The 13195-nt window shown below is 71.0% G+C and carries 13 protein-coding genes and 1 pseudogene; 5 read left to right on the forward strand and 9 right to left on the reverse strand.

Annotated features, from left to right (window positions below):
- The first annotated feature begins 201 nt into the window (after window positions 1-201).
- The 3 genes from IE98_RS0139250 to IE98_RS0139260 all read left to right on the forward strand — a co-directional run bounded on the left by IE98_RS0139250 (window position 202) and on the right by IE98_RS0139260 (window position 1415).
- Window positions 202-618, forward strand: coding sequence for an STAS domain-containing protein (locus IE98_RS0139250; protein ID WP_052391550.1), 417 nt, complete (start codon window positions 202-204; stop codon window positions 616-618).
- A gap of 136 nt (window positions 619-754) precedes the next feature.
- A complete protein-coding gene (locus tag IE98_RS0139255) occupies window positions 755-1099 on the forward strand; it encodes an ATP-binding protein (protein ID WP_159401207.1) in 345 nt (114 codons plus the stop codon).
- Between the two features lie 100 nt (window positions 1100-1199).
- A complete protein-coding gene (locus IE98_RS0139260) occupies window positions 1200-1415 on the forward strand; it encodes a hypothetical protein (protein WP_030277235.1) in 216 nt (71 codons plus the stop codon).
- Window positions 1416-1618: 203 nt separating this feature from the next.
- On the opposite strand, the gene IE98_RS0139265 is transcribed toward IE98_RS0139260, so the two are convergent.
- From IE98_RS0139265 to IE98_RS49795, 9 genes and pseudogenes are all read right to left on the reverse strand, one after another.
- Window positions 1619-1921: a hypothetical protein gene (locus IE98_RS0139265; RefSeq protein WP_030277236.1), complete on the reverse strand. Its 303-nt coding sequence runs from the start codon at window positions 1919-1921 to the stop codon at window positions 1619-1621.
- A 2120-nt stretch (window positions 1922-4041) separates the two neighbouring features.
- On the reverse strand, window positions 4042-4404 hold the full coding sequence (locus IE98_RS0139275; protein ID WP_030277237.1) for a hypothetical protein: 363 nt from the start codon (window positions 4402-4404) through the stop codon (window positions 4042-4044).
- Window positions 4405-5094: 690 nt separating this feature from the next.
- Window positions 5095-5475 (reverse strand): CBS domain-containing protein, encoded by a 381-nt coding sequence (locus IE98_RS43845; RefSeq protein ID WP_052391551.1) that lies wholly within the window; start codon window positions 5473-5475, stop codon window positions 5095-5097.
- Window positions 5476-5687: 212 nt separating this feature from the next.
- The gene (locus IE98_RS0139285; RefSeq protein WP_030277240.1) at window positions 5688-7196 is read right to left on the reverse strand and encodes a DEAD/DEAH box helicase; all 1509 of its coding nucleotides are present in this window, start codon (window positions 7194-7196) and stop codon (window positions 5688-5690) included.
- A gap of 356 nt (window positions 7197-7552) precedes the next feature.
- Window positions 7553-7648: pseudogene (locus tag IE98_RS48655) on the reverse strand (cold-shock protein); the annotation flags it as partial.
- A 721-nt stretch (window positions 7649-8369) separates the two neighbouring features.
- A complete protein-coding gene (locus IE98_RS0139290) occupies window positions 8370-8765 on the reverse strand; it encodes a hypothetical protein (protein ID WP_030277242.1) in 396 nt (131 codons plus the stop codon).
- Between the two features lie 738 nt (window positions 8766-9503).
- A complete protein-coding gene (locus IE98_RS0139305) occupies window positions 9504-10637 on the reverse strand; it encodes an IS630 family transposase (RefSeq protein ID WP_324605842.1) in 1134 nt (377 codons plus the stop codon).
- 79 nt (window positions 10638-10716) lie between these two features.
- The gene (locus IE98_RS0139310; protein WP_234443865.1) at window positions 10717-11007 is read right to left on the reverse strand and encodes a S26 family signal peptidase; all 291 of its coding nucleotides are present in this window, start codon (window positions 11005-11007) and stop codon (window positions 10717-10719) included.
- 377 nt (window positions 11008-11384) lie between these two features.
- A complete protein-coding gene (locus tag IE98_RS49795) occupies window positions 11385-11543 on the reverse strand; it encodes a hypothetical protein (protein WP_159401208.1) in 159 nt (52 codons plus the stop codon).
- Between the two features lie 118 nt (window positions 11544-11661).
- Between IE98_RS49795 and IE98_RS0139320 the strand changes: the two genes are divergently transcribed.
- Entirely contained in the window at window positions 11662-11886 is a 225-nt protein-coding gene (locus IE98_RS0139320) for a hypothetical protein (protein WP_030277251.1), read from the forward strand.
- A 45-nt stretch (window positions 11887-11931) separates the two neighbouring features.
- Window positions 11932-12993: a Helicase associated domain protein gene (locus tag IE98_RS45525; protein ID WP_030277254.1), complete on the forward strand. Its 1062-nt coding sequence runs from the start codon at window positions 11932-11934 to the stop codon at window positions 12991-12993.
- The last annotated feature ends 202 nt before the right edge of the window (window positions 12994-13195 follow it).

Below are 13195 nucleotides of genomic sequence, written 5' to 3' on the forward strand. Positions count from 1 at the left end.
CGGTCTGTAGCGGGGCGCAGCGGCCGCGGTCGGGCTGACCGGCTGATGGCGGGCGGCGTACGGTGGGGGTGTCGGTGGAGTGTCACCGTGGCGCTCACCGTCGCTCGTCGGCTGTCGCCGCGCTGTCTCCCGCACCCGCGAGGACATGGATGCCCCGGCCCGCTGTGATGGTGGAGCCTCTGGTGGGCTGGGAGACGCATCATGGCTATACCCGCCCATTTCACGCTGTCCGACGGGCCCCCGTCGGATTCCGACCTGCGGGTCGTCCTGGTTCCTGTCGGTGACAGCATCGTGTGCTCGTTCGCTGGCGAGCTCGACCGGGACAACGGGGCCGGCGTTCGGCAGGCGCTGGGGGAGGCACTCGACCGGCGACCGGCCCGAGTCGTGGTCGAGCTTTCCGCCGTCCGGCTGTTTACGTCCAGCGCCATGAACGCGCTGCTCATCGCCCGCCGCGCCGGCCTCACCCACGGCATTCCGATCGTCCTGGCCGCCCCGAGCCCAATCGTCGTACGCGTCCTGGAGATCACCCAGACCGACCAGGTCTTCCCCACCTATCCGACCCTCGACGAGGCGCTGTGCCACCCCGGCGGTGACGGGCAGGCCGTGGAGGCGGTGTAGGACGGTTCCCTAGCGGGCACACGCGCCTGTCGGCGACATTTCCTCGAGACCTGCGGGGACTGTTGTGTGCCCTTCCACCAGTGCTGCCCGCGGCCACCTGCGGCTGGATCTTCTGCCCGGCGAGCCGGGACCCGGCGTGCGCCGCGGGCTCGTCTTCGTCCGGCAGGCCGTCGCCGAGTGGCGGCCACAGGCGGACGCCATGGCCGTCGACGCCATCGTGCTGGCGGGCGCCGAGCTCCTCGCCAACGCCGCCGACCACGCCGGCGGCCCCACCGCCCTGGAACTGTCCTTCGATCCGGGCACCAGCCTGCTGCGGATCGCCGTCACCGACACCAGCCCCGCCAGGCCGCGCCTGCGGGCGGTCCGGCCGGAAGAACCGCACGGCCGCGGCATGCGCATCATCGACCACCTCGCCACCGCCTGGGGATGCCATGCGAACGGCGCGGGAAAAACCGTCTGGGCCGACCTCCCCCTGCCCTGACAACGCCCACGCGCTGACGACACGCCGCAGATGAGCACGATGTGCGAGGGTCCTTTCTGGCTACGTTGGCCGCAGACGTGCCGAGCCTGGGGAGGCTGCTGTGCCCGAGCCCGACCTGACACCGGAAGAGATCGCCCTGGTCCGCGCGTACGTGGACATCCCGCCCGGCGTCGCGATGGACCGTCTGGACGTGCAGCGGGCCCGCCTCGCCAAAGCCGTCGGCGGCTGGTTCCGCAAAGCCGGCCCCGGCCTGTACGAGATCGTCACCAAGACCCCGCGCCCCGGTGCCCGGCAGGCGGACTCGGACCTGCCGTAGTTCTCCCGGGGCCGGCGGCCAGCGCTGGGGACGTCCACCGAAGCGGACGGCCTGTTCTGCCTCCCAGGTGTTCGAGCAACGCCCGGCCGGGCTGGCGGCGCCGACATGCGCGACCGGCCTGGTGGGCAAACTTCGCAAACGGATACGCGTCCAACGCGTAGGGGCGCCTGCGCGCGCACGCGAGAGCAGGCGCGCTCCGGGGGTCAGAACGGCGGGGTGCCGCTGCCGCGGATGGTGAGCGTCGCGGTCGGACGGTCCAGGTCGTCGACGGTGAACGTGGTCTCGGTGTCGTCGACGACCAGGTGCGGCGCGTCGGCGTACAGGACGGTTTCAGCATCGGCGTCGCTGTCGAAGTGCAGGCGCCCGGCCCACTGTTCCTGGCTCGTCCTCACGGGCGGGTGGCCGGTTGCCGGATCCTCGGCCCAACTGCGCAGGTTCGCTCGGCAGCGGTAGATGTCACCGTCGGCGTGCACCGTGGCATCGCTCTGGTGGAAGCGGGGTTCCATGCGCTCCAGTTTCCGCCCGACGGCTCTGGCCTGCCTCCCACACCACCGCTTCGCCCCGGCCACCACCGACGTAGCCGTGTCACCGAGGTCGGCGGCGACTGCCGCCCCCGGCCGGGCGCGGCGGGCACATCGCCTCCCCGGACGGCCGGCCTTGGTGCGGCCGCCCGCACCGGCGCCACGCTCTTCGCCGCCGACTGTCGGCCGGTGGGCACCGACGCGACCGGAGCACGGCGCCCACCGGGGCGACGGCCGGCCGTCGAGGAGGACGACGCCGCAGCCGCGAGACACCGCTGCCCCGCTCCGGTCGGACCCGCCGCGGCATCCGGCAGGCGTTCCGCCGGGAACGCCCGCACCTGTGCGGGAAGCCTGGTCGGCTTCCGGCGGCCGCCGGTCCGGTCAGGTGTCCGCGGTGGGCTCCTGGTCGTGCTGGGAGCGGCGGAGTTGTTCGTTGAGGCGTAGGGCTTCCTCGAGTTGGTCTTCGAGGAAGGAATCGGAACTGGTGCCGGAACTCGGGCGGGCGTGGGAGTCGGGCTCTGGGGTGTGGGGTCGGACGGCGGTCGTGGCCACTGCACCTCTTTCACATGCGCTTCGGGTGGGGTTGTGCGAGCTGGTTGGGAGCACGTGGAGGGGCCCCGGCGCCATTGCGGCTCCGGGGCCCCGAAGGGATATATCACCATCCACCGGCCCTGGGCCGGCTTCCTTGTGTGGGCACTGCCTCGGGGGATGAGGCGTGCCGGGATCGCGTATGCGTGACCGGAAACCACCGTCCTTCACACTCTGGGGTCTGCGGTGTCCGCCCGGAAAGAATCCTCACGGGCCGGGCGATCCTGATGGCGCTCTGTCCCCTCCGTTCATCCTTCGCCAGTACTGCCTGGTACTGCCGCGGCGGCCTGGAAGACCGCCCGGTCCGGAAGCCGGCCCTCCCCCGGCACCTGCCCGGGTTCTGGGACTCCGCTGGCCGAACCCCCAGCACGCGCGCCCGCAGCCCGGCGCCTTCACTGGGATACCGCATCCTGCAACTGCTGGTACTGCACCATTCACCCACTGAACTCAGCCAGCGGGCACCACTCGTGGCGGCCCCTGATACCTGCGGGCCACCGGGCCCGGCCACCGGTCCCGTTGCCTTACTGCACACAACTCTGGCTTCAGAACCCCGCAGCCGTGCCGACCTGCGAACCATTTACTGCTCCCGGCAGTTCGTGTCTGCCGGGCACTCTCGACTGCTGGCTACGAGAGAAACCATAACCGCGCCGACCCGCAATGTCTACTCCGGCCGGGACAGATTTCCGCTCACCCCGAGGGTCGGTAACCTCCCGCCGCGCGAGGACGGCCGGGATTCGAGCCCCCGCCAGGAGGCCACCGGGCCCCGCCCCCAGGAAGTCGGCGCTGGAAGAACGAACGGCCAGGACAGCAGTACGCGGGGGCAGGACGGATGCACGGTGCCGCAGCAAAACGGTGTCCGCGGACCGGCCGGGGCCGCGGGCGGGCCGGCAGTCACGGACCGGCCGATTACCCGGCCGGATGATCAGCCGACTGCGTGCTGCGAGCCCAAACGTTGCGCAAATGCCGCAACGTTTGGATGGTCCGGTAGCGGACTACATTCTGTCTTCGATCCGGCGTGCGGCCAGTGGCAGCGGGCGATGTGCTCGCGGGACAGGACGGTGGTGCACATGCGCAGGACAACGGACGGTTCGGGCTCGGAGGCGGTACGCCTTGCCGACGCGGACTGCGCGACCTGCCACGGTGCCGGCACCTCACGGCTCGGTCAGCCCTGCGGGCCCTGCGGTGTGCGGCTCACCCGGACTCTCGCCCGCCGCATCCTGGCCGCCGACCACCGCTGCTGACACCGCCGACCGCCGCTGGCGCACCTCCCGGCGGCCCGCCCCCGCCTGGAGGCTTGTGCCACGTCCACTGCTCCCGACGGCATGCTGCACCCGGGACCGCCCTCATCAGCATGACGGCGAGGCCGTGGCCGAAACGGCTTGACGAAGGACACCGGGGCACCCCTGTGCCACCGACTGTATCGGTCACACGCCTGCCAGCACGTGCGCTGACCGCCGCATCGGCCCGTCGCCGAGCCGGCCGAAAGGCGGATCGCGCCCCGGCCCGTCGAGTCCTTGTCAGGTGTCGGAGTAGCTGAGGTCCCCGACCGTCCAGCTACTGACGTCCTCGATGGCGATGCGGTACATGCCGCCGGTATAGGGGAGCCCGAAGTTTCCCTGCAGGATCTTCGCCCGGTGCAGGTGGAGGTGAGTGGGGCGTGCGGGCGAGGCGTCGACGGGCGGGGTGAACAGGGCGGCGAACGGCTTCAGGTGCTCCGAGGACTGCAGGACCTCTGCAACTCGCTCCCACCACAGGGCCACTGGCGCAAGCCTGCCGGTGATCACGGCTCCGGGCACCACCACGGTCAGCGACATCTGGTTGTTGTGCTCGGACTCGACCATCGCGGCGATGTCGACGAGCAGCCCGTCAGGGTTCGACATGACGTCCAGATTAGGACACCGGCGCCTGGCCTCCCAGACCCCAGGGCTGCGGCCAAGGCGGCCACGGCCAGGAACGGACTCACACACCGAACCAACCGCTTGTGCTGCGCGGTCACCCAGGTCATGTGCGGGATCAACCGCAGCGGGGATTCGCCGCTACCGCAGGCCGGCCCGTCTTCGCCGTCCCGGCGGCCCGAGACCTTGCCGTACCGACGCAGAGCCGTTCGGGACCGCCCAGTGCGGCGGCTCACTGCCATACCTCGAGTTCAAGCCGCGCGTTCATCCACCACCGTTCTGCCCGGGTGATGACCGTGCCCCGCGGCGTGGGCCCGGGCCCGGCCAACTTCCCGTTGACCGGACCGTGCCCACGCTCCCGCCCCAGCCCGCAGTTACGCCCCATGGTCGCCACGCGACCGCCCGCGCCGCGCGGGGCAGGGACGTCGACACGGTTTCTGCGAGATCCACCCGTCGGACTACCGCTCCTGAGGACCGGATCGCCCAGGCCGCTCTCAGCGCGCAACTGCCTCTTCCCGCCAGGATCCCGCGGGGGCCTTCCTACCGTTCGCCTGCGCGGGTGGCAGCGGCTGCCGGGCCCGGCGGGAATCCCACAGGCTCCGGGCGGCACTGCCCCTTGTCTCAGGTCGTCGAGAGCAGGCACCCTTTGCTGCGTGTTGACGCCCGTGGCCGGTCCTAGAAGCTGAGCAGGCCGATGACGTGGCCGTCGTGGTCCACCACCGGCCAGGTGTCCAGGCCGCGGGCACGCATGGTGGCGGCCGCGGTGGCGGCGGGCATGACGGTAGTTGCGAACGGGGCGCGGTCGAAGACCACGTCGCGTACCGGGGTGCGCTCGATGTACCAGGACCGAGCCTGGAACGGCGCGAGGTGCAGGCGGGTCAGCAGCCCGGCGCAGCGGCCGTCCTCAGCGCGGACCAGGAGGTGGTCCGCGCCGGAGCTCTGCAGGATGTCCATCGCCATGTCGACCATGACGTCGTCGCTGATCTGCAGCTCCGGGGGGTTCATGAGGTCGCCGACCGTGGTGGTGGTCGTGGGGTATTCGAGGGTGATGGTCATGGACAGGCTCCTTCGTGTCTCTCCCGCCGGGGCCGGCGGTGATCGGGGCACTAACGGTGGGAACGGCCGGTGTGGTCCGGCGGAGCGGGCCCCGGCACTGCTGACGGACTCCGCGTGCGGCCGTCGCGGGCAGCCGGTGTCGCCGGGCCGGCGAACTGCGCGGGCCCGGTCCGCACGGCGAGCCGGGCCCGGCAGCTGCTACACGGAGAGTGCTATGCGGCGGCGAGGCGCCCGGGGGCCGTGCTGCGGGAGCCGTTGGCGGTTTGCGGGTTACGGCCGGCATAGGCGCGGCGGCCGCGGCGCGTGGACGGGCTGCGGCGCGGCCGCTCGACGACGGGGTCGGCGATCACGGTGGGGATGCCGGCGGGTACGCGGGCGCCGGTGATGCGGGCCAGGTTCTCATCGCCGGCGCTGACCCTGGTGGTGACGGGGGTGATGGCGGCCGTGGTCATCATGCGGGCCATCTCGCGGCGCTGATTGGGCAGGACGAGGGTGACGACGGTGCCGGACTCGCCGGCCCGGGCGGTGCGACCGCCCCGGTGGAGGTAGTCCTTGTGGTCGTTCGGCGGGTCCAGGTTGACGACCAGGTCGAGCCCGTCGACGTGAATGCCGCGGGCGGCGACATTGGTCGCGATCAAGGCCGTGACCTGGCCGGTGCGGAACTGTTCCAGGGTGCGGGTGCGCTGGGGCTGTGACTTGCCGCCGTGCAGGGCCGCGGCCTTGACCCCGTTCGCGAGCAGGTCCTCCACCAGGCGGTCCGCGCCGTGCTTGGTGTCGATGAACATGATCACCCTGCCGTCGCGGGACGCGATGTGGGCGATGGTGGCGTTCTTGTCGAAGTTCTGTACGTGCAGCACGTGGTGCTCCATGGTGCTGACCGCCGCCGCGGACGGGTCCACCGAGTGCGTGACCGGGTCCTTGAGGAAGCGCCGCACCAGGCGGTCGACGTTGCGGTCCAGGGTGGCGGAGAACAGCATCGTCTGGCAGCCTTCGGCGACCTGCTCCAGGAGTTCGGTGACCTGCGGCAGGAACCCCATGTCGGCCATCTGGTCGGCCTCGTCGAGCACCGTGACGGCGACCCCGTCCAGCTGGCAGTCGCCGCGCTGGATCAGATCTTTGAGTCGGCCGGGGGTGGCTACCATGACCTCCGCGCCGCGGTTCAGCGCCTGGGCCTGCCGGCCGATCGACATCCCGCCCACCACGGTCGCAAGGCGGAGTCGTACCGCGTGGGCGTAGGGGGTGAGGGCCTCGGTGACCTGCTGCGCGAGTTCGCGGGTGGGGACCAGCACCAGGGCGAGCGGGCGGCGGGGCTCGGCGCGGTGTCCGGCGGTGCGGGCCAGCGCGGCGAGGCCGAACGCGATGGTCTTGCCGGAGCCGGTGCGGCCTCGTCCGAGGACGTCGCGGCCGGCCAGCGAGTTCGGCAGCGTCGCGGCCTGGATCGGGAACGGCTCGGTGACGCCTTGGCGGGTCAGTTCCGACAGCAGGACCTTCGGCATGTCCAGTTCGTCGAAGGACTTGACGGCCGGCAGTGCCGGGGTGGTGCTCACCGGCATCGCGAACTCGCCCTGCGGGGAAGAGCCCTGACGGGCGTTGCGATCGGAGGTGCGCCGGCCGCCGGCAGGCCGGTCGCCGTAGAAGGAGCTGCCGCCGGAGCGGGATCCGTAGGCGCCGGCGGAGCGGGAGTTGGCGTTCTGGTACGAGGAGCGACTGGAGCGGTTCATGCGGGAAACCTTCCTAGGCGGCACGTCACGAGGAAGACTCCGTGACGCGGGGCGCCGGCGGAGACCGCAAGGGAACGGGCCGAGAGATGCGACGGGTGGAGCGTGGACGGTAGAACCGTGCGGCACGTCACCTACGGTCGGCGCTCACCGAACAGGGCGGGAGCGAAGAACCTCGAACCGTGAGATGTCACGGTAGTGCGCCGATCCGCACGCGGCGCTGTGCGTCTCGCGTGGGGATGGCCGCCGGTGCCGGAGCCAGAGAGCCTGAACGACCGGGGAATGCGTCGTGGCGCAATGTCGAGGGGCCCGCACCGGGCATCATGTACGCGGTGCGGGCCCCTCGCTGCTAGGCGGGTCGAGTAGTGGGCGAAGACGTCCGGGCCGCCACCCTCCTGCTCGATGAAGCCGAAGCCCTTCTCCGCGTTGAACCACTTCACAGTGCCATTAGCCATAAAGAAATCTCCTTCAAGGGGCTGTCCGAAGCACGCACCGCGCGGGCTTCGAGTCGCCGCGATGAGCACCCACCCGGGGAAGAGCCGGGAAACAAAAATGCGCCTGCGATACATCAGCAGGCGCACACAAAGTTCATGGGAACCACTACTGCAACTACCGACGAGCCTAGCAGGCTCGAGTGCGCGGCGGTGGAATATTCCGCCCCGGTCGTGTCGGCGCCGCCCGCAAGACGGCACCACTGCGGCGCCACAGCCGCCAACAGGCATTCGCCCCAAGGTAGTTGCCCAGCATGGCCGCAGGATCAGACCGAGCCGGGAGGACAGGCGCCCGGCGCAGAGCGGCGCGCAGCGGGCGGCCGCCAGTCGGCGGGGACGGTCGCCCCGGCAGCCCGAGACGGGCCGGCTGCACCGCGCACCGCCGTTTACATCCACCGGAAGGTGGACCGTGGCGGTCGGGATTCTGCTCCAGCGAATGCGATTCTCCGGAAGGCCCCGGTTCCACATTTCCCGCGCATACTGCTCGACTTTGTTCGGAACTCCTTCCGGTGACGGCCGACGGCTCAGCCCGGCTCCTCGACATCGCCGCCAGGCGGACCGGCGATCGGCGGCGCCGGCTGTGCTCATGATGGGTGGCGGGGCCGTGCACGGAATCCCTGTCCTGGTGATCGTTCCGGGCGCTCTGCCCGCGTGTCCCCGAACAGGCCACCGACCTGGATTCAGGTCACATACCCGGCTCCTCGGGATAGACGGGAATCTCATAGCCCTGGTCGCGGAGCCACTGGCAGGTTGCCGCGGCCCGGTAACTGCTGTCGAAGGACGGAAAGGAGTCGTCGGCCTTCTCCGCGGCCCGAACGCCCCTCTCGTCATCCTTCATCCTTTGCACCACCGCGTCGGCGATCCGGGCGGCCGTGTCGCCGCCGAGGTCGCCGTGCTCACGCCAGCGAGTCAACCGTTCGCTGGCCTGCAGGGCCCGCCGCGCACTCTCGGCGGCGTGCTCAGAACCGACCGCGGCCACCGCCGCCTCATTGGCCGACCGTAGCCATTGGCCAAGGCAGTCGGTGATGACCTGCTGGGCCAGAGTGGTCCGCCATTCGTCCCGCTGCTGATCGCCGTCCATGTACCTGCAGTCTACCGAGAAGGACCAACTGGGCGTGCACTTGTCTCGATTGCTGGTGTCGGCCATTCGCTCGGCTGCGCCGGAGCAGCAGCAGAGGGAGCGGGCGGCCCGGCAGGAGCGGATGGAGCGGGAGACGCAGGAGCTGGGTCTGGCGAGGTGGTGGACGAGCGCCGGCAGATGGAGCGGGGGTGGCAACGGCAGTGACCGGCCCGTGCCGGGGAGGGCAGTCCGGCGCTGGTTCTGGCGCAGGCCAGCCTGCTGGTCTACCGGCCGGATGAGGCGCCGCGGGGCGGCCGGGTGAAGTCGTTCCTGGGCGCGGTGCTCAGGGATCCGGTGGCGGCGGGTCGGTGGCAGACGGCGGACGGCCGCGACATGGGCCCTGGGACGACCCGCGAGTGCCCGGCACTGCAGTCCTGGGGTCTCCAGGGCGCGCGGGAGGTGCTGCGAGGCCGTCTGGCGGCCCTGCACGCCGATGAGAACTGTGGCGGGCGGCGCTCGGCAAGAGGCCCCGGACCGGCCGGCCCCGGGTGTGAGGGTGGGTCAGACGCCGGACTCGATGGAGGAATTCGACATCCATGCCGTGGGTGCGGCGGCCGTCGTCCTAGGGAAGTAGTTTGTGCCCCAGCACCCCCTTGCCCTGCCTCTTGTCCCGCAGATCAGCCCCCTTGACCAGGCACCGCACGGCACCGGTCGCAAGACACTGCGTGGACGAGTCCGTAGGCCACTCCTAGTGCCGCATCAGGCAACGTTCGCCCTGTCGACCACCTCGCGTAGCCGCTGGTTGGCGGCGTGCTTGTTCCGCCAGATGATGTAGCGGCGGATCATGCTGCCCTGGGCCTTGTGGGTGGGGTGGTCGGTGCCGTCGAGGGCGAAGTAGCGCAGGGCGGTGAACTGGGCCTCGATCCGGTTCAGCCAGGAGCTGTTGGTCGGGGTGTAGGCAAACTCGACGTTGTTGGCCGCAGCCCAGTCGCTGACCCGGCTGTCCTTCTTCGTGCTCAGGTGAGGGGAGAAGTTGTCGAGCACGATCGCAATGCGCTTGTCGACGGGGTGGAGGCTGCGTAGGTACCGGCAGAACTCCAGGAACCTGGTGCGGTGCTTCCTCGGCTTGATGTGGCCGTAGAGCTGGTCCTTGCCCAGGTCGTAGGCAGCGAATAGGTGCCGGACCCCATGCGGACGGGTGTAGGTCGCCCGGCGGCGCGGCCGTGGCTCCCGGCTGGGGTCCTTGTGCCTCCCGCCGCGTTCGGCCCACTGGCGTCCGGGGTGGGGCTGGAGGTTGAGCGGGCCGAACTCATCCAGGCATAAGACGACTTCGGGTTCGCCTTCGTCGGGTATGACCTCGCCGTCGGCGATTGCGTAGAGGTGTTCGACCCGGGCCTTCTTCGCGGCGTAGTCGGGGTCACGGGAGGTCTTCCAGGTCTTCACCCGTTGAAAGGAGACGCCCTCCTCTCGGAGCAGAACCCGCAGGCCCTCGTGGCTGATGTCGTCGACCACCCCCTCGGCGACCAGGAAGTCGGCCAGTTTGACCAGGCTCCAGGTCGAGAACGGCAGGCCGTGCTCGGCCGGCTTGGACTTGGCGATCTTCTTGATCTCCCGGCGTTCGGGCAGGATGAACGTCCTGGGCCGGCCGCCCTTGTACCTTGGGTAGAGCGAGGTGAAGCCGTCGGCGTTGAAGTTGTGGATCACGTCCCGGATGCGGTCCGGGCTGGTGAACGTCACCGCAGCGATCTTCGCCACGGGCATGCCCTGCGCGGACAACAGCACCATCTGGGCCCGCCGCCAGGTCACCACCGATCCCGTCCCCCTGCGGATGATCCGCAGCAGGTGCTGTCCCTCGTCGTCATCGATCTCGCGAACGCTCACTCGTTGTGCCACCCGCATAGCTTGGCGGCCTACCTGCCGCTGCGACGAAGGACCCCGCCGCGGCGAGAGCGGGTTCTGTTCCCTTGTCTCGCTATTCAGGACCGGCTTTCAGGGGCGGCAGAGTCTTGCCCGCGACACCTGACCGGGAGACCCCGTCGACCGCGACGCAGATGCCGAAGACGCGGTCGTGGCTGGTCCAGCCGTTGACCCGGCCCCGGTTGTTGCTGATCTGTACCCGCCTCCTGGCCGGGTCCAGGGACGACACCAGGTGCAGGTACACGGTTCCGGCGACGCGGGCGAGGACGATGTCGCCGAGTTCGAGCTTCGACGGGTCGACCGGGGCGGCGACCACCAGCTGCCGACTGCGTATCAGCGGGACCATCGAAGACCCGCTCGGCCGGAACTCAACCGTAGCTCCGCCAGCGACCCTGGCCGCCACTCCATCCAATGCACCCATCCGGCGATCGTCGCAGAGTCGACTCGGCCGGCCCACGGATTATTTCGTTCCCGGCGCCACCGACAAGGCGAACGTTGCCTGATGCGGCACTAGGCAACTTGGTGAGCAACCCGGGGCGGAGGTGCCCCACGGGCGGGGCAGGGACCACGCCGCTACTGATACGGGCCGTCACCAGAACCGTGGCGCGTCACGTGCGCGCAGGGTGCGCGCACGTGACAGTCCCTGGAGCGCGGCACACGGCGGTGTCGGTGAGCGCGAGGAATCGCCCTCCGGCCGATCGGTCAGCCCAGGCCCGGCACCCATCACAGGCCGCCGAAGTCGGCCCACTCGATCCCGGTGAACTCCACCGCCAAGCCGGACGCGCGGCAGCAGCCGTCGCGGAAGTAGTGCTCCTGCAGACCCGCCGCGGGGATGGCGGCCTGGTCTGTCGATGCTCCCGTAAGACTGACCCCAGGTGTCATCGTGACGCTCACCGGATGCCCGTCGGCTGTCGCCGCGCTGTCTCCCGCACCCGCGTGGACACGGATGCCCCGGCGCCCACCATGGCAGTGGAGCCTCTGGTGGACCGGGACAGACGCTATGGCCACTCTCAAGCAGTCCGCGCTGCCCGGCGGACCGCCGCCGGACCTGGAGATCGCCGTCACCGCGGTCGGCGACGCCATGGTGTGCTCGCTCGCCGGGGACCTGCACACGGACAACGAGGACCGGATGCGACGGGCACTGGTGGACCAGGTTCTCGGCGGCGCTCGGCGATGGTCGTGGTCGAGCTGTCCGAGGCCCGGCTGTTCACCTCCGGCGCCCTGAACGCGCTGCTGACGGCCCGCAGCCCATGCCCGGGGCGTGCCGCCGATGCCGGCCGCCCCGAGCCGGACCGTGCACCGGGTCCTCCAGATCACCGCCAGTCGATGCCTGGTGCTGGTGAGCGCCGAGCTGCTCGCCAACGCCGCCGACCACGGGGGCGGGCCGACCGCGCTCTGCCTCCGCTTCGATCCGGGCACCGGCCTGCTGCGGATCGCCGTCACCAACACCAGCCCGGCCGGGGAGCCGGGGGCGCTGGCGCCGGAGCGGAGGGCCGCGCTGGAGGAGATCGACCCGTGGTGGTGCCCCGCCTGGCCAATCGTCTGGCAGCGCGCCTACAGCGTGGCGCGGATGTGGTGGCTGGAGTCCGACGGGCGGGTCGACTGGGCCGCGTCGCCCGAAGAGACGGTGTTCGAGGGCGAGCAGCTCGGCCGCTGGGTCGTGGCGCAGCGGGCCGGCTGGCCGGGTCTGGAGGCGGATCAGCAGGACCTGCTGGCGGCGATCGGCATCGAGGAGGACCCGGGGCTGGTGGCGGCGAAGGCCGCGGCGGAGGCGAAGCCGAAGGTGTCCCGCGCGGACCACTTCGCCCAGGGCTTGGCCGCCCTGGCGCGGTTCGTCGAGCGGGAGGGCCATGTCCGGGTTCCGCGCCCGCACAAGGAGCCGCTGGAGGTCGCGGTGGCCGGCCCCGGTGGGGAGGAGAGCGTCGAGGTCGTCCACGTCGGTCTGGGTGCGTGGTTGAACAACCAGAAGGCCCGCCGCGCGAAGCTCACGCCGGGGCAGCTGGCGCAGCTCGCCGAGCACGGCGTGGAGTGGAGTGGGCATGAGCGGCCACAGCGAGGGCCCGGTGGGGGTGCACTGCGGGGGCGTCGACTGCCACGGCGGACACCTTCTCCCCGAGCCGTGGAACGCCACCCGGCAGCGTGCCGTGCGGCGTGGCCCCTGCATCGACAAGGGCACGCCCCGGTCCGGCTGGCGGCAGGTGTTCCGGCGGTCCGATCCCGACGAGCGCACCGCCGACGCGTACGGCGACGACTACCTCGGCCCGCCACTCGACTGGTAGACCCGGCGTCCCGGCCCGGCCTGCCGGTCGGCGATACGCTGCTGCAGCCCTGAGAAAGCACCGGAAGCCGCCACCCACGCACGGGTGGCGGCTTCTTGGGGTCGTGGGGGCAGGGGCGCTGCCGTGCGGGGCCTGGTGTTCGTCAATCGGTAGTACGGGACCGCCGGTCGTCTCCAACCGGCGGCCCCTGGCGACCCACAATCCTGCTCCAAGTCGCGGCCACTGACGGAGGGCTCCGGGCCCGGCGAAGGCCCA

Origin of the sequence: Streptomyces sp. NRRL B-24484, from assembly GCF_000717715.1 — a bacterium.
GTDB lineage: Bacteria > Actinomycetota > Actinomycetes > Streptomycetales > Streptomycetaceae > Kitasatospora.